The 16,268-nt window shown below is 60.1% G+C and carries 16 protein-coding genes; 13 read left to right on the top strand and 3 right to left on the bottom strand.

Annotated features, from left to right (window positions below):
* The first annotated feature begins 17 nt into the window (after positions 1-17).
* The 4 genes from AEQ67_RS04825 (at position 18) to AEQ67_RS04810 (ending at position 4,694) form a co-directional block, all read left to right on the top strand.
* The gene (locus AEQ67_RS04825) at positions 18-1,037 is read left to right on the top strand and encodes an alpha-ketoacid dehydrogenase subunit beta (RefSeq protein ID WP_059402748.1); all 1,020 of its coding nucleotides are present in this window, start codon (positions 18-20) and stop codon (positions 1,035-1,037) included.
* A complete protein-coding gene (locus tag AEQ67_RS04820; protein ID WP_059402747.1) occupies positions 1,034-2,146 on the top strand; it encodes an acetoin dehydrogenase dihydrolipoyllysine-residue acetyltransferase subunit in 1,113 nt (370 codons plus the stop codon). The genes AEQ67_RS04825 and AEQ67_RS04820 overlap by 4 nt, the downstream gene beginning before the upstream one ends.
* 88 nt (positions 2,147-2,234) lie before the next feature.
* Positions 2,235-3,299 (top strand): 2,3-butanediol dehydrogenase, encoded by a 1,065-nt coding sequence (locus tag AEQ67_RS04815; protein WP_236710279.1) that lies wholly within the window; start codon positions 2,235-2,237, stop codon positions 3,297-3,299.
* A gap of 381 nt (positions 3,300-3,680) precedes the next feature.
* Positions 3,681-4,694: an extracellular solute-binding protein gene (locus AEQ67_RS04810; protein WP_236710273.1), complete on the top strand. Its 1,014-nt coding sequence runs from the start codon at positions 3,681-3,683 to the stop codon at positions 4,692-4,694.
* 154 nt (positions 4,695-4,848) lie between these two features.
* On the opposite strand, the gene speB (AEQ67_RS04805) is transcribed toward AEQ67_RS04810, so the two are convergent.
* Positions 4,849-5,799 (bottom strand): agmatinase, encoded by a 951-nt coding sequence (speB, locus tag AEQ67_RS04805; RefSeq protein ID WP_059402744.1) that lies wholly within the window; start codon positions 5,797-5,799, stop codon positions 4,849-4,851.
* A gap of 125 nt (positions 5,800-5,924) precedes the next feature.
* On the opposite strand from speB (AEQ67_RS04805), the gene AEQ67_RS04800 reads away from it, so the two are divergent.
* The 7 genes from AEQ67_RS04800 to AEQ67_RS04770 all read left to right on the top strand — a co-directional run bounded on the left by AEQ67_RS04800 (position 5,925) and on the right by AEQ67_RS04770 (position 12,999).
* Positions 5,925-6,815 (top strand): LysR substrate-binding domain-containing protein, encoded by an 891-nt coding sequence (locus AEQ67_RS04800; protein ID WP_059402743.1) that lies wholly within the window; start codon positions 5,925-5,927, stop codon positions 6,813-6,815.
* 274 nt (positions 6,816-7,089) lie between these two features.
* Positions 7,090-8,514 carry an APC family permease gene (locus AEQ67_RS04795; RefSeq protein ID WP_059402742.1) on the top strand — a complete coding sequence of 475 codons (1,425 nt, stop codon included), beginning with the start codon at positions 7,090-7,092 and terminating at the stop codon, positions 8,512-8,514.
* A 51-nt stretch (positions 8,515-8,565) separates the two neighbouring features.
* The gene (gene speB / locus AEQ67_RS04790; RefSeq protein WP_059402741.1) at positions 8,566-9,522 is read left to right on the top strand and encodes an agmatinase; all 957 of its coding nucleotides are present in this window, start codon (positions 8,566-8,568) and stop codon (positions 9,520-9,522) included.
* A gap of 14 nt (positions 9,523-9,536) precedes the next feature.
* Positions 9,537-10,367, top strand: a complete 831-nt coding sequence (locus AEQ67_RS04785) for a polysaccharide deacetylase family protein (RefSeq protein WP_059402740.1) — start codon at positions 9,537-9,539, stop codon at positions 10,365-10,367.
* Between the two features lie 9 nt (positions 10,368-10,376).
* Positions 10,377-11,300 carry an NAD-dependent epimerase/dehydratase family protein gene (locus tag AEQ67_RS04780; RefSeq protein ID WP_059402739.1) on the top strand — a complete coding sequence of 308 codons (924 nt, stop codon included), beginning with the start codon at positions 10,377-10,379 and terminating at the stop codon, positions 11,298-11,300.
* Positions 11,301-11,324: 24 nt separating this feature from the next.
* The gene (locus tag AEQ67_RS04775; RefSeq protein WP_059402738.1) at positions 11,325-12,050 is read left to right on the top strand and encodes an SDR family NAD(P)-dependent oxidoreductase; all 726 of its coding nucleotides are present in this window, start codon (positions 11,325-11,327) and stop codon (positions 12,048-12,050) included.
* Positions 12,051-12,087: 37 nt separating this feature from the next.
* On the top strand, positions 12,088-12,999 hold the full coding sequence (locus AEQ67_RS04770; protein ID WP_059402737.1) for a LysR family transcriptional regulator: 912 nt from the start codon (positions 12,088-12,090) through the stop codon (positions 12,997-12,999).
* 14 nt (positions 13,000-13,013) lie between these two features.
* Here the strand turns inward: AEQ67_RS04770 and AEQ67_RS04765 are convergent, their stop codons facing one another.
* Positions 13,014-14,348: an ATP-binding protein gene (locus tag AEQ67_RS04765; protein WP_059402736.1), complete on the bottom strand. Its 1,335-nt coding sequence runs from the start codon at positions 14,346-14,348 to the stop codon at positions 13,014-13,016.
* Positions 14,345-15,070, bottom strand: a complete 726-nt coding sequence (locus tag AEQ67_RS04760; protein ID WP_059402735.1) for a response regulator — start codon at positions 15,068-15,070, stop codon at positions 14,345-14,347. Before AEQ67_RS04760 ends, AEQ67_RS04765 begins: the two co-directional genes overlap by 4 nt.
* Positions 15,071-15,226: 156 nt before the next feature.
* Between AEQ67_RS04760 and AEQ67_RS04755 the strand changes: the two genes are divergently transcribed.
* Positions 15,227-15,529, top strand: a complete 303-nt coding sequence (locus tag AEQ67_RS04755; protein ID WP_442965625.1) for a hypothetical protein — start codon at positions 15,227-15,229, stop codon at positions 15,527-15,529.
* A 38-nt stretch (positions 15,530-15,567) separates the two neighbouring features.
* Complete coding sequence (locus tag AEQ67_RS04750; protein ID WP_059402733.1) at positions 15,568-16,236, top strand: DUF3313 domain-containing protein; 669 nt, start codon at positions 15,568-15,570, stop codon at positions 16,234-16,236.
* Positions 16,237-16,268 lie beyond the last annotated feature (32 nt).

Raw genomic sequence — 16,268 nt, 5'->3', positions numbered from 1 at the left:
CAATCGAGACCTTTATCATGGCGAGAAAAATCAGTTATCAGCAGGCAATCAACGAAGCCCTGGCCCAGGAAATGCGCCGCGACCCCAGCGTGTTCATCATGGGTGAAGACGTCGCCGGCGGTGCCGGTGCCCCCGGTGAAAACGACGCCTGGGGCGGCGTGCTGGGCGTGACCAAGGGCCTTTATCACCAATTCCCCGGTCGGGTACTGGACACGCCGCTGTCGGAGTTGGGTTATGTCGGTGCCGCAGTCGGCGCAGCCACGTGTGGCGTGCGTCCGGTGTGTGAACTGATGTTCGTCGACTTCGCCGGATGCTGCCTGGACCAGATCCTCAATCAGGCGGCCAAGTTTCGCTACATGTTCGGCGGCAAGGCCTCCACGCCACTAGTGATCCGCACCATGGTCGGCGCCGGGCTGCGCGCTGCCGCCCAGCACTCGCAAATGCTCACGTCGCTGTGGACGCATATTCCGGGGTTGAAAGTGGTCTGTCCGTCGTCGCCTTATGACGCCAAGGGCTTGTTGATCCAGGCCATCCGCGACAACGATCCGGTGATCTTCTGCGAACACAAAATGCTCTACAGCATGCAAGGCGAAGTGCCGGAAGAGCTCTATACCATCCCGTTCGGCGAAGCCAACTTCCTGCGTGAGGGCAAGGACGTGACCCTGGTTTCCTACGGGCGCACGGTCAACACCGCGATGGATGCCGCCCGCAGCCTGGCCGGGCGCGGCATCGACTGCGAGGTCATCGACCTGCGCACCACCAGCCCGCTGGACGAAGACAGCATCCTTGAAAGTGTCGAAAAGACCGGGCGCCTGGTGGTGATCGACGAAGCCAACCCACGCTGCTCGATGGCCACCGACATCTCGGCACTGGTGGCGCAAAAAGCCTTTGCCTCGCTCAAGGCGCCGATCGAGATGGTGACCGCGCCGCACACGCCGGTGCCGTTCTCCGACGCGCTCGAAGACCTGTACATCCCTGACGCGGCGAAGATCGAAAATGCCGTGCTCAAGCTGATCGAGTGGAGCAAGCGTTCATGAGCCAGATCCATACCCTGACCATGCCCAAGTGGGGCCTGTCCATGACCGAAGGCCGGGTCGATGTCTGGCTCAAGGAAGAAGGGCAGGCGATCACCAAGGGCGATGAAGTGCTGGACGTGGAAACCGACAAGATTTCCAGCAGCGTCGAGGCACCGTTTTCCGGGGTGCTGCGCCGGCAGATCGCGCGTCAGGATGAAACCCTCGCCGTCGGTGCCCTGCTGGGCATCGTGGTCGAGGGCGACGCCAGCGAGGCGGAGATCGATGCGGTGGTCGAGCAGTTCCAGGCGGCTTTTGTGCCTGGCGAGGGCGCCGAGGAAGACAGCGGGCCGAAGCCGCAAAAAGTCGAGCTGGAGGGGCGGCTGATCCGCTACTTCGAGCGCGGTGAAGGCGGGGAGCCGTTGGTGCTGGTCCACGGCTTTGGCGGTGATCTGAACAACTGGTTGTTCAACCACGAAGCCTTGGCGGCCGGGCGTCGCGTGATCGCGCTTGACCTGCCGGGCCATGGCGAGTCGAGCAAGCAACTGCAGCGCGCAGACCTGGATGAGCTGAGCGAGGTGTTGCTGGCACTGCTCGATCATCTGGAGATACCTGCGGCGCACCTGGTGGGTCATTCCATGGGCGGCGCGGTCTCGCTGAACGCGGCGCGCCTGGCACCGCAGCGGGTGCGCTCCCTGACCCTGATTGGCAGCGCCGGTCTGGGCGCGGAGATCAACGGTGAGTACCTGCAAGGTTTTGTCGACGCGGCCAACCGCAATGCACTCAAGCCGCAGCTGGTGCAGCTGTTCTCCAATGCTGAACTGGTGAACCGGCAGATGCTTGAAGACATGCTCAAGTACAAGCGTTTGGAAGGCGTGGACGCAGCATTGAGAAGTCTGGTTTCGGGCTTGTTTACCGATGGCCGGCAACAGCTGGATCTACGCCACGTGGTGCAGGAAGGCCAGCAGCCGGTATTGCTGATCTGGGGCAGTGACGACGCGATCATTCCTGCGGCCCACAGCGCTGGACTGAAGGCCCGGGTCGAGATCCTGCCGGGTCAGGCGCACATGGTGCAGATGGAGGCGGCCGAGCAGGTCAATCGGCTGATTCTGGACTTTGTGCAGCAGCACTGATGCGCTCCCGGCGGCCTCTTGTGGTTTGCCGGGCCAACCCTTTCAAGGAGATTCCACCATGAGCCTTTCAATCAATCCGCCGCGCAGCATGCGTGCCGCCGTCTGGCATGGCCGTAACGACATCCGCGTCGAAGACGTCCCGCTGCCGATATCGCCACCGCCAGGCTGGGTGCAGATCCGCGTGCAATGGTGCGGGATCTGCGGGTCCGATTTGCATGAGTACGTCGCCGGACCGGTGTTCATTCCGGTGGACGCGCCGCACCCGCTGACCGGGATCAAGGGGCAGTGCATTCTCGGTCACGAATTCTGTGGCGAGATCGTCGAGATCGGGGCCGGTGTCGAGGGTTTCAGCGTGGGCGAGCCGGTGGCCGCTGATGCCTGTCAGCACTGTGGCACCTGTTATTACTGCACGCATGGCCTGTACAACATATGCGAGAACCTGGCCTTCACTGGCCTGATGAACAACGGCGCGTTCGCCGAGCTGGTCAACGTGCCGGCCAACCTGCTGTACACGTTGCCGGCCAACTTTCCCGCCGAAGCCGGGGCGCTGATCGAGCCTTTGGCGGTGGGCATGCACGCGGTGAAAAAGGCCGGCAGTTTGTTGGGGCAAAATGTGGTGGTGGTTGGCGCGGGAACCATCGGCCTGTGCACCATCATGTGTGCGAAGGCGGCGGGGGCGGCTCAGGTCATCGCTTTGGAAATGTCCGGCGCGCGCAAGGCCAAAGCCCTGGAAGTGGGGGCGAGCCATGTGATCGACCCCAATGAATGCGACGCGCTGGCTGAGGTGCGGCGCCTGACGGGTGGGCTCGGGGCCGACGTCAGCTTCGAATGCATCGGCAACAAACACACGGCCAAGTTCGCCATCGACCTCATTCGCAAGGCCGGCAAATGCGTCATGGTGGGCATCTTCGAGGAGCCCAGCGAGTTCAACTTCTTCGAACTGGTGGCCACCGAAAAACAGGTCATCGGTTCACTGGCCTACAACGGTGAATTCGCTGACGTGATCGCCTTTATTGCCGATGGCCGACTGGATATCACGCCGCTAGTGACCGGGCGCATTCAACTGGAAGAGATTGTCGGCCGGGGCTTCGAAGAGTTGGTGAACAACAAGGAACACAACGTGAAAATCATCGTGTCACCTGCGCGGGTCTGAAGTATCTGCAAGAAAGCGATGGCCGCTAGCGGTCATCGCCGCTTTAACACCATCGTTTAGTTTTATTAAGCGCTCGGTCGCGATTTTATATGAATTGATTGACCGGGTTGGACCGCTAAATAATCGGGAGGGTCATGGCGCCAGTCGGTTGATGAGTCACGCAATCAAGTTGCATGGGTCATTGCCGTAGATGCGCGAAGCCAGACGAAAATAATAACGAAAGGTCAATTAAATGATGGTTATTCGGTTTTCAGGTAAAGAACTAGTAAGTGCTGTTTTCGCTAACTTACAAGGGTCAGTTCGCAATAGCTGGGCCGTACAGATTGTTTTGGTTTTTATGTTATTGTTTTTTCATTGCCTGTATTCGCCACGGAGAGGGTCGTGCGTGTGTACGGTTGGGCGGACTATATAGCTATAAAGACTCTGAAGGATTTTGAAGCGCAAACGGGCATCAGGGTCCAATACGACGTCTTCGACAGTGCGGAGATTTTAGAAGCGAAATTGCTCACCGGACACAGCGGCTATGATGTCGTGGTCCCGGGCATCGCCATGCTGGATCGATTACTGCGCGCCAATGCACTTCAGCCCAGCGGCTTGCAACAGATGAGTCGATTGAGTGAATTGGACCCGGTGCTGCTGTCACAGTTGGCGACGCTGGACAAAGGCAATGTTTACGCCGTCCCTTATACGTGGGGGACTACAGGCTTGGCGATCAACCGCAAGGAAATCGAAAAGCGTATTGCCGATGCGCCGCTGGACAGTCTTGATCTGCTGTTCAAGCCGCAATTCGCGAGCAAACTGAAGGATTGCGGCATTTCGATCCTGGACTCGCCTCAGGAAGTGATCAGTATCGCCTTGAACTATTTGCGAAAGCCGCCACACAGTCAGGCCCCGGAAGACCTGAAGGCGGTTCAGGAGCTGCTGGATCAGTTGCGTCCATCGGTCAGGTATGTTGGTTCGGGCATGCAACCCAGCGACCTGGCCAATGGTGATCTGTGTGTTGCGCTGGCCTACAGCGGCGATGCGGTCCTGGCCGAGGCGATGGCTGAAGGCGCGAAGTCACCGAACAAGGTGGAATACGTCTCTCCTAAAGAAGGAACGCTGACCTGGATCGACACACTGGCAATCCCGGTCGACGCCCCGCATCCCGAAGAAGCGAAACTCTTTATCGAGTTCATCACGCGCGCGCAATCACTGGCAGCGCTCACCAACACCTTCTTCTTTGCCAATGCGAACATCACTGCAATCCCGTTGATTGACAAAGATATTGCCGAGAATCGAGCCATCTATCCGTTGGCGGCAGTGCGCAACACATTGTTTGCCGAAGAACCCATGACATTACGACTCCTGCGTGACCGTACCCGGATCTGGTCCTCGTTTCGCACTCAACATTGAGTGTGCCTCTTTGAAAACACGAGGGCAGTTTCGACCAATCCAGGTTGATGCAAATAACTGAACCCTGTCTGGCGGCCTGGAACGACAAGTACGCCTCGCCCTGAGGGGGCGAGGCGGCTGTGGTGCGAAGGTTCTTGGCCGGAAGATGCAACGCTCAGCGCTGTGGATTTGCAGCGTACAGGCAGACCATTTCCATCGCGATGGCTGCACCGGCCAGTGCCGTGATCTCGGCGTGATCGTAGGGCGGCGCCACTTCGACGACGTCCATTCCGACCAGGTTGATGCCTTGCAGCCCACGCAGGATTTCGAAGGCCTGATGCGTCGATAGACCGCCGCACACCGGGGTGCCGGTCCCCGGTGCGAACGCCGGGTCCAGGCAATCGATATCAAAGGTCAGGTAGACGGGGTGATCGCCAACGCGCGCGCAGATGGCAGCGGCAATTTCCGCGGGCGACAGTGAGTGCACCTGCCGCGCATTGATGACTTGAAAACCCATCGGTTGGTCGTTGCTGATGCGCAGTCCGATTTGAGTTGAACGGGACGGATCAACCAGCCCTTCACGCACCGCGTGGTAGAACATCGAACCGTGATCGATACGCTTGCTTTCGCCGTCCGACTCAGTGTCGTGATGCGCGTCAAAGTGGATCAGGGACAAGGGACCGTGTTTGGCCGCATGGGCCTGCAACAGTGGGTAGGTAATAAAGTGGTCCCCGCCTAGTGTCAGCATGCCGGCGCCCGCCGCGAGGATATGCTCGGCATGCGCCCGGATGTCCGCCGGCGTCTCTTGCGGGGTGCCGTAGTCAAAATCGCAATCGCCAAAATCGATACACGCAAGCACATCGAAAGGATCGACTTTCCAGGGCCAATGACGCGCCCACGCAGACTGGGCCGACGCTTGGCGAATGGCGCGAGGGCCAAACCGGCTGCCAGGCCGATTACTCGTGGCGGTATCAAAAGGGACGCCAGAAACGACGAGGTCAACGCCGCGCAAGTCTTTGGTGTAACGGCGACGCATGAAGCTGGTGATACCGCCGAATGTACTCTCCGCGTCAGTCCCATACAGGCTTTCGCGGGTGATGGCTTGGTCAATCACGGGTTGTTCCATGAACGTATTTTCCTGGGAAGTTTTTGTCATTCAGGCCTACGCACTTATTGTTGAACGCCGAAGAATCGATAGTAAATTGATATAAAGTGCCAAAAAAATCGGCAGAAAAACTAAACGGTAAGCCCATGAACCTTCCTCCTCTAAAAGCACTGCGCGTGTTTGAATGCGTGGCCAGACTCGGCCATGTTGGCGCAGCGGCCGCTGAACTGCATGTCACGGCGGGTGCTGTCAGCCAGCAACTGCGGGCACTGACAGAGGCACTGGGAACAAAACTGCTGATCAAGCAAGGACGGTCGCTGGTACTCACCGAAAGGGGCTTGGCCCTGCAGCAGGCGGTAGCCCGAGGAATGTTGGAATTCACCGAAGGCGTGCGTCTTGCCAGTGGCGACACACAATCCTTGCCAGCGCCTGCAGTCTTGACGATATCGACCGAGCCGATCTTCGGTGCTTCCTGGCTGATGCCCAAACTGTTCGCATTCAGGGCAGAACACCCGCAGATCCGCCTGAGAATTCTCGCCGCCGATGGTCTGCAAAACGTCGATTGGAAGAGGGCGGACGTGGCCATTCTCTACGGCGCTCCCCCTTGGGAAGGGTTCTGGTGGCGGCCCTTGCTTAACTTGCACATGTTTCCGGTTTGCTGCCCACAAATGCTGCAGGGTCGCAATGGACTGAGGCATCCCTCGGACCTGATGCACCACCGTCTATTGCATGAGGACGATGGCTCCCAATGGCGCCGCTGGCTGGTTGAGGCGCGCACACCTTACCCGGGTGATGCGGACGTGCACCTGGAGGATTTCGGCATGGCATTGCAGGCGGCCCGGGACGGTTTTGGCGTGGCCCTGAGTGATGAAATCAACTCGTCGCGCGACCTGCGCGACGGCACGCTGGTGCAACCTTTTTCGTTCAAGGTGCCGGCGGTCATGGATTATTTTTGCATCTGCAACGAAGAGCGCAGCTCTGTGCCCGAGGTGACGTTGTTCATTGACTGGATCGTCAATCAGGCCCGTAACGTTTGAGTGTTTTCATGCGGCTGTTCTAGCCGGCATGGCGACGTCTATTTCCTGCGCAGCCATGCGAGCCACGCCGTTCCGGCAGCCGAGGCGCGGTCACGATCGCATCCATGCGGTTTTGCGCAAGTCAGCTTTCGTCTTTGGTAATTGGTGCCACGCCCCCAGGCCCCTATCTTGATTTGGCGATAACACCCGGCACAGATCGGGTGTTGCTCAAGAGCTCTGTCCTACAAGAAGCGTTTTCGCTACCTGCCAATAAAAAACGAGCCTGGGAACACACATGAAACTCTACGAACTTTTCGGTTACGACCGTCACGGTGAAATCAGCGAGCTCGACACTGCGCTGAACAAGGGAAAGCTCAACACCAAGGACGTCAGCTTTTCCGCGTTGGGGTTCAACGCACCGGCCTGGGTGGCCGCCTCGTCGATGTCGATCCTCTATTCGATTTCCGGCCATCAGGCGCCATTGGCAATCTTGATTGCGTTCTTTTTCCCGATGCTGGTGCTGGCCGTGTGCATGGTTTCGCTGACGCGCCAGGCGCCATCGGCGGGGGGGGTTTTCTCGTTTTTTTTGCGCTTCCTGCCCCCGGGTATCGGCTGCATTCTCGGCTGGACCTATGCCGTTGCCTGCATTGCGGTCACGCCGATGTGTGCGTTGATTGGCTCGGAATATATTCAGGCGCTGATTCCTTCGCTCGCGGGTGAACTCAACGCGAAGATCATCGGCACGTTGCTGATCGTGACCTTCTTTGCGGTGTCGGTGCGCGGCGTCGGTGTGACGGCGAAGCTCGCCAGTACCTTTCTGGTCTTCGAGATAGCCGTGGTCGCCGGGCTCGGTTTCATGGGGTTGATCAGGCCCCAGGTCGAACACTTGTCGTTTGCCTCGATGTATTCGCTGCAAGGCGCAGGTGGTCTTGCGGCGATTGGCCCGGGCGTGCTGTTTGGGGTGTGGATGCTGGCGAACTTCGATTCGGCCATCAACTACATCGAAGAGGCGCGGGTGCCGGTTCGCACGGTGCAGCGTTCGCTGTTGATTGTGCTGACCTCGGCCTTCGTGATCTACAGCCTGGCGGCCATCGGCTGGCAATACGCGGTGCCGGTGGAACAGCTGGCGGCCATTGTTGAAAACGGCAACGGCGGGCCGATCGCCGCCGTCGCCAACGTCTACCTGCCACCGGCGATGGCCTGGCTGGCGCTGTTCGTGGTGATTACCTCGGCGTGCGCCGGCCTGCAGATTTCGTCCAATTCATCGGCGCGTACGCTGTATCGGATGAGTGAAGAGGGCCATCTTCCGGGTGCGTTTCGCGCGGTCAACCGCTTCAAGGCGCCGTGGTTCACCCTGGGCCTGGTGTCGCTCGCCGGCATCGCCTTGCTCTGGTGGAAACCGCTGGACAAGATCGTTTGGTACTACGACGTGGTCACGATCACGTTGGTGATGTCCTACATCTCGGCGCTGGTGGCGTTCATGGTCATGACCTGGAAACAACACAAGGCGCTCACCGCGACGCTGCTTTCGATCCCGGCATTGCTGGCGCTTTTTGTCCTCGCCTACATCGGTTACACCGCCGGCGCCAACCCGGTCTCCCCGGAAGATCTGTATACCGCCTGGTACTTGGGCGCGTTGTCGCTGGTGAGTGGCGCGCTGATCGTGCTCTCGGGCAAACGTCGCCGCAGAAGCGCCGCCGCGATGCCGGCGAAGGCGTGAATATCCCTTCTTTATCGTCAATTCATCTGCTAATCGACAGGAGTAATCTTGATGGCCAATGATTTTCCGCAACCTCTGGATGCCGCCGTCATCCCGCGTTTTGCCGGCATGCCGAGCTTCATGCGCCTGCCCATTTTCACCGACCCGGCCGACGTGCAGATCGCCTTGCTCGGCGTGCCCTGGGACGGCGGCACCACCAACCGCGCCGGCGCCCGACATGGTCCACGGGAGGTGCGCAACCAGTCGAGCATGATGCGCAAGGTGCACCACGTCAGCCATATCGCCCCCTACGACCTGGTGCGGGTCGGCGACCTGGGCGATGCTCCGGTCAACCCGATTGATCTGCTCGACTCGCTCAAGCGCATCGAAGGTTTTTATCGGCAGGTGCATGAGGTCGGTACGGTGCCGTTGTCGGTCGGTGGCGATCATCTGGTGACCCTGCCGATCTTCCGCGCCATCGCTCGGGACCGGCCGATCGGCATGGTGCATTTCGATGCGCATTCCGACACCAATGACCGCTACTTCGGCGACAACCTCTACACCCATGGCACGCCTTTTCGTCGTGCGATCGAGGAGGGGCTGCTTGATCCTAAACGCACGGTACAGATTGGTATTCGCGGGTCGATCTATTCGGCCGAAGACGAAGACTTCGCCAAGGATTGCGGAATCCGTGTGATCCATATGGAGGAGTTCGCCGACATCGGCGTCGCCGCGACCATCGCCGAGGCACGCCGTATCGTCGGCGACGAACCGACCTACGTGACCTTCGATGTCGACGTCCTCGACCCGGCGTTTGCTCCGGGCACTGGCACCCCCGAGATTGGTGGCATCACCACGCTGCAGGCGCAGCAACTGATCCGCGGCCTGCAAGGCTTGAATTTGGTCGGTGCCGACGTGGTTGAGGTTTCGCCGCCCTTCGACGTGGGCGGGGCCACCGCGCTGGTGGGCGCGACCATGATGTTCGAGTTGCTGTGCATCCTCGCCGACTCGATCAAGCGCCGCGCGTAGAAGGAATCAAATCGATGACTGCCTGGCCTGAGAACAAACGCTTTGCCGTGACCTTGAGTTTTGACCTGGACGCAGAAACCGCCTGGGAGCCATCAAGTCTTTCCGGGCGCCGGTTGTCGCTGCTGTCGATGGGCGCCTACGGTCGCCGTGTCGGGGTGCCGCGCCTGTTGGAATTGCTGGCCCGCTACGGTATTCGGGCGCAGTTTTACATTCCCGCCCGCGTCGCCGAAATCGACCCCGAGGTGGTACGCAGCATTGCCGCGGCCGGGCACGGGATTGGCTGCCACGGGTACTTCCATGAACGTGTCGATGAGCAGACGCCCGAGCACAATCTGCAAATTCTCAAAGACTCCAAGGCGTTGCTCGAAGCGACCATCGACCGGCCGGTGACCCACTACCGTGCGCCGCTGTGGGAGCTGACCCCGGATGTCGTGGAATCGCTGGTTGCCCTGGGTTTTCACAGCGACAGCAGCTTGATGGGCGATGACCGGCCGTACCGCGTCGGTAGCGCCGAGCAGAGCCTGCTTGAGTTGCCCGTTAGTTGGTTGCTGGACGATTGGGAGCAGTTCGCCTATTCGGCGGAGCCGGCGGTGGGCAGCGTGATCGAAGACCCGGAAAAGGTCTTTCGACTGTGGTCGGCGGAGCTGGAAGGGATGCGTCACTACGGCAGCCATTTCATCCTGACCATGCACCCGCAATTGATCGGCCGAGCGTCGCGCATCGCCATGCTTGAACGGCTGATCCAACAGATTCAACGCTATGACGATGTCTGGATCTGCACGCCTGACGATGTCTACGCACGCTGGCAGGCGGGCGACCTGACACTGCCGCTGCAGCCTTATTGAGGACCGATCATGAACATACTGGTAACCGGGGCCAACGGATTTCTTGGCCAGGAAGTGGTGCGGCAGTTGTTGGCTCAGGGCAATGAAGTGGTGGGCTACGACCGCAGCCTGGTATGCGCCCTCGAGCATGCGGCTTATCGTTATGTACAAGGCGATATTGCTGACTTGTCGAGTTTGCTGGAGAGCTGCCGGAGCCGTCCGATCGACGCCATTATTCATACGGCGGCGATCTCGCACCCGGTCGACTCACGGCGTATTCCGTTGCAGACGGTGCTGACCAACGCACTGGGCACCACCCATGTATTGGAGTGCGCCCGGCTCAGCGGGATCCCTCGGGTGGTCAACCTCAGTTCCGAATGCGCCTATGGGCCCAACCGGGAACTGGAAGTGATCGATGAGCGAGCGCCGCTTGAGCCGACCACGCCGTATGGCTGCACCAAGGTGTTCACCGAAAAACTCGGCCAGGTCTACAGCGACCTGTACCAGGTCAGTGTGGTTTCCCTGCGTCCGGGCTGGATTTATGGGCCTGGCCAGTTCATGCAGTGCTACCTCAAGAGCCTGCTCAGAAGCGCGATTGACAACCAGCCGTGGCACGAGGAAGAGGGCGGCGATTACTGTTTTCAGTACGTGCACGTCGTCGACGTGGCCCACGCGTGCCTGCTGGCCGCGACGGTTCAGGAGGAGCGATTGCAGCAACGGGTGTTCAATGTCACGGCCGGCGAGCAGGACAGCTACCGGGCGGTCGCGGCGCGGGTGCGCAAGGCCTATCCCGATGCGCAGCTGAGCATCGGCCCCGGTACGTTGAACGTGCTGGATGAAAATGCGCGCTTCGACATTTCGGCGGCCATCGAACAACTCGGTTATCGCCCGCAGTTTGATCTGCATGAAGGCATTGCCATGTATGCGCAGTGGCTGGAACAGCATCCTTACTAACTTTTGCGAAGGCTGAGGTCATTGATGAAAACCTATCTGGTCACCGGTGCGGCCCAAGGCATCGGCCGCGCGGTCGCGGTTGCGCTCGGCGAGCGCGGCAGTCTTGCTGTGCTCAACGACTTGCAACAAAGCCCTGCGCTGCTGGCCCTGGCCGATGAACTGAGGGGGCAGGGCGTGGAGGTGCGGCTTGCCGTGGGCGATGTGTCGGACCCGGCGACGGCAGAGCGCGCCTTTGCCGGGCTGAAGCGCCTGGACGTGTTGGTCAACAACGCCGGGTTCTTGCAGGAGGCGCCGCTGAGCGAACTGAGTTTCGAGGCCTGGGACCGGATGATCCGGGTTCATCTTTATGGCGCGTTCCTGTTCTGCAAGCCGGCGGCGGCCTTGATGACCCGCCAGGGCAGCGGCGCCATCGTCAACATTGCCTCTGACCTCGGGCAGCTGGGGTGCGCTAATCTCTGCCATTATTCGGCGGCCAAAGGAGCAATCATTGCGTTGACCAAGTCTCTGGCGCGAGAGTTGGCGGCTCAAGGTGTACGGGTCAACGGGGTCGCTCCCGGCGGCACGTTGACGCCGATGGTCGAACGCCTGGGCGAGGCTTATATTCGCGAAGAAGCGGCACGTTACCCGATGCTGCGGCTGGGAACGGCGGAAGAAGTGGCGGCTGCGGTAACATTCCTCGCCTCGGACCAGGCCAGTTTCATGACCGGGCAGATACTGGGCGTCAATGGCGGTGGCGTAATGAACGGCTGATGGCAGCCGAGAACGACAAAAACGAGGAGCGGGCGGCATGCTGGTGAATTTGACGGACGTGGACCTGCGCATGCTGCGGATTTTCTGCGCGATCGTGGATGCCGGCGGTTTTACCGCCGCACAGGTTCCGTTGAACACCAGTTTGTCGCGCCTCAGTGTGCTCGTGCGCGACCTTGAGGTCAGGCTCGGTTACTCGTTGTGCAAGCGCGGGAAAAGCGGCTTCCAGTTGACCGAAGAAGGCGAAGAAACCTACGCAGCGGCACAGGAGCTGTTCTCCAACATCGGGCATTTCCGCCAGCGCACAGCCGTGCTCAGCGGGCGTCATCGGGAGTTGCTGCGCATCGGCACGGTCGACAGCCTGATCACCCTTGAACACAGCCCTGTACCGGCGGCCATTGCCCGGTTGCGCGCCGAGCAGCCCGGCGTGCATATCGATTTGCAAGTCATGCGTCCCGATGAGCTTGAACAGGCGGTCCTCGAAGAGCGCATCCAGGTCGCCATTGGCGCGTTCCACCACCGTTTGTCCGGGCTCCACTACCAAGCGCTGTTCGAAGAAGAACAGCATCTGTATTGCGGCAGCGGTCACCCGTTTTTCCTGCGTGCGGATCAGCACCTGACGTTCGAAGAGTTAAGCGCGGCGGACTATGTCGATCGGGGCTACGTCGCCGAGAACAAACGCCCCTGCGAGCTCCGGTTCGCCAGCGCGGTCAGTGCCTTTTCCATGGAAGCCATTGCGCTGCTGATTTTTTCGGACACCTACATCGGCTACCTACCCACCCATTACGCCGCGAGCTGGGTCGAACGCGGCCGGCTGCGATCGATCATGCCGCAGCAGTTGGCCTATCGTTCGGCCTTCCATTGCATTACCCGCCAGGGCATAGAGCAAAAGAGCACCGTGAACCGCTTGCTCGAAGCGCTCACCGCGCATGCGGGCGTTCATTTGTCGTAGGCTTCGACCAGACCTTAACCGTTGTAAGGCAACTCGACCCGCGCCACTAACCCTGCACCGCTTCGATTGCTCAAGGTCAGTTCCCCGCCCTGTTCGCGAACGATCGCTCGCGCAGCCGATAGCCCAAGCCCAACGCCACCGGTGTCACGGTTGCGCGAGGTCTCGAGGCGAAAGAACGGATCGAACACCCGTTGCAGCGACGCTTCGGGAATACCCGGCCCTTCGTCGCTGACTTCGATGCAGATCGAATGGTCGTCACAACTCAGCACGGTGCGTGGGCGCTGCCCATACTTCACGGCGTTATCCAGCAGGTTGACGATCACACGCTTGATGCTCAGTGGCCGGCCGTCATACACCAGGTGCGCCGGGCCGGTGAAGTCGATGACGATGTCCTGGTCACGATAGTCATCGATGATGGTTTGCAGCAATTCCGACAGATCGAACGCGGTGGACTGCTCCAGGTGAGTGTCTTCGCGGAAAAAAGCCAGGGCGGCGTTGATCATCGATTGCATCTCTTCGACATCGCGAATCAGTTTGCGCTGATGATCCAGATCTTCCATGAATTCGCTGCGCAAGCGCATCCGTGTCAAGGGCGCACGCAAGTCATGGGAGATGGCGGCGAGCATGTGCGTGCGCTCACCGATGAAATGCTGAATCTGCGCCTGCATGGTGTTGAACGCGATGATGGCCTGACGTATTTCGTCGGGGCCTTCGATTTTGATGGGGGGCGCACTCAGGTCACCGCCGAAGCGCCTCGCAGCGCTGGCGAAACGCTGCAATGGATTGGCCAGTTGGCGCGTGGCAATCCAGGCGACCATCAAGGTTGCGACCAGCCCCAGGGCGATGATCACCGCGATCCGCGTGCTAGCGGCCAAGCCCCAGCTTCGTTCCGGTGGGGTGAACGACAACCAGCTACCATCGACAAGATGCACGAGTGCAACATAACGCGCCTGAGGACTGTCATTCGGCCAGTCGCCGGGGTTGAACACGTCGATCTCTCGGTCATCACCCAACAATTGCCCCAGCACCGGCACCGTGCCGGCTTCAACCTGCGCGCCGTCCGTGGGCAGATTGAAGTTGACGCGATGCGCGCTCCACAACACTTCGAGCAGAGGGGTGCTCGCCGCGCTCGCCAGTTGTGGGCGCAACTGAGCCGGGGCAGCCTCGATCACCCGTGTGGTCGCGGCAATCTGCTCCAGCAGGCCAGTTCGTTCAATGGGCGGACGGGCCCAGATGCCCGCGACCTGAACGAACAGGGCATTCAGGGTCAGCGAGGCCAGCATCGCGGCGACGATGGTCAGGGCAATCCGGCGCCTGAGGGTGTCGCGACGTACGATTCGGCAGATCACGAACGGGTGACCTTGGCGGTGAACATATAGCCTCCATTGCGTACGGTACGGATCAGGTCGGGGCGCTTGCTGTCCGGTTCGATCTTGCGCCGTAGCCGGCTGACCTGCACGTCGATGCTGCGATCGAAGGCGTCGTGGCCCTGGCCGTGTGTCAGGTCGATCAGTTGTTCGCGGGTGAGAATGCGTTGCGGATGTTCGAGGAAGACCACCAGCAAGTCGAACTCGCCACCGGACAGCGGAATCATCACGTTCTCGGGCGAACGCAGCTCGCGGCAGGTGATGTCCAGGTGCCAACCGGCGAAACCGATGACCGGGCGTGACTGCTCGCTGCCATGGCTTTTCTGTTCGCCTGCGCGACGTTGCAAGGCGCGTACGCGGGCGAGCAACTCCTGAGGGGCGAAGGGTTTGGTCAAGTAGTCGTCCGCCCCCAGTTCCAGGCCGACAATGCGGTCGCTCAGCTCGGCCATGGCCGTCAGCATGATGATCGGGATCCCCATCCGGGCCCGCACTTTCTGGCAGAGACTCAAGCCGCCTTCACCGGGCAGCATCAGGTCGAGAATGATGGTGTCCGGTCGACTTTGCGCTATCGCCGCCCACATGGCCTCGCCATGAGGGGCCACCTCCACCTCATAGCCATGCTGAACGAAGAACTTCTTCAGCAAGGACAGAATTTCCACATCGTCATCGACGATCAGCAGTCTGCTCACGTTGACAGGATCCATGGGCCAAAAAGAAGGCATCTAAAACCATTTCGAGGTCCGGGTCATTTATTTCAATCGAGCAACATTTCTTCCCGATAGACATCAATCGGACATCCTCGGGCAAAAACCGTCGGGCACCCTGCGAGCCTTCCATTCAACGGGGCTTCCATGAAGGTTATGAGCAGCAGGTATACCGTCGAGGGACGCGACACTGTACGTCCCCTGATCCTGACCCAACGCACCGCAGCACCAGGGCTCGATACGCCGATCATTTTCCAGGAAACGTCCCTGGGGCTGGCCAGCGATCGGAGCCAGATCGTTGTCCGCCGTTACTTCGAGCGCTACAGCCCGGACTGCGCCGATTGGGTGGAATACATCCACTCTATTGCGACTGCCGAATTCATCCACTGGATCATGACCCATGGCCAGTTGCGCATCGAGTGCTCGGAAAATACTCCGAAAATCCACGGCCCCGCCTGAACAGCGCAGGCCATCGAGCAAAATAAGGAATCGTTTTAATGAGAAGCTTTCGCTCACTGTCGCTGTTGTTTGCAGCCACCCTGAGCTTGTCGGCATGCAGCAGCAAAAAAGTCGAACCCGAGATGTATACCGGGTTTCTGCATGACTACAGCCTACTGAAGGAGCGGCAGGCGCCCTCAGGTCAGACCGTGTTGAGCTGGGTCAGCCCCGCATTGAACAGTGGCCGTTATACGCAAATCTATGTGCAGCCGAGTCAGTTTTACCCAAGAGCCGAACCGACCGAGAGGATTCCACAAAGTACGCTCTCCAACGTGACCGCTTACTACGACGCGGCCCTCAGGCACGAACTGGCAAAAGTGGTGCCGGTGGTTTCCAGGCCCGGTCCGAACACGTTGATTGTCAAGCCTGCCATTACCCGGGTCGCCACCCGTACCCAGGGGTTGCGGTTTTATGAATGGCTGCCGGTCACGTTGGTCGCGGCCGGCGTGAGCACTGCCACCGGCATCCGCGATCAGGACAGTGAAATCGCTACCGAAGTGTCATTCCAGGATGGTGCGACCGGGGCTGTCGTCGCTGAAGTGGTCCGTAAGGGCACGGGCGTGCCGCTGGACAACGACAAGCAGGTGATGACCGCCGATAACGTCAAGGCAGTGCTCGATGGTTGGGCCAGCGACCTGCGTGAGTCGTACGTTACAAGCCGCAAGTAGCACCCCGTTCGGAGGCTGGCCGGGTCGCGTGC

It is taken from the genome of Pseudomonas sp. RIT-PI-q (assembly GCF_001297125.1).
In the GTDB taxonomy this organism is placed as follows: domain Bacteria; phylum Pseudomonadota; class Gammaproteobacteria; order Pseudomonadales; family Pseudomonadaceae; genus Aquipseudomonas.
The sequence above is the reverse complement of the archived record's forward strand: the minus strand, read 5'-3'. Positions and strand labels throughout refer to the sequence as shown.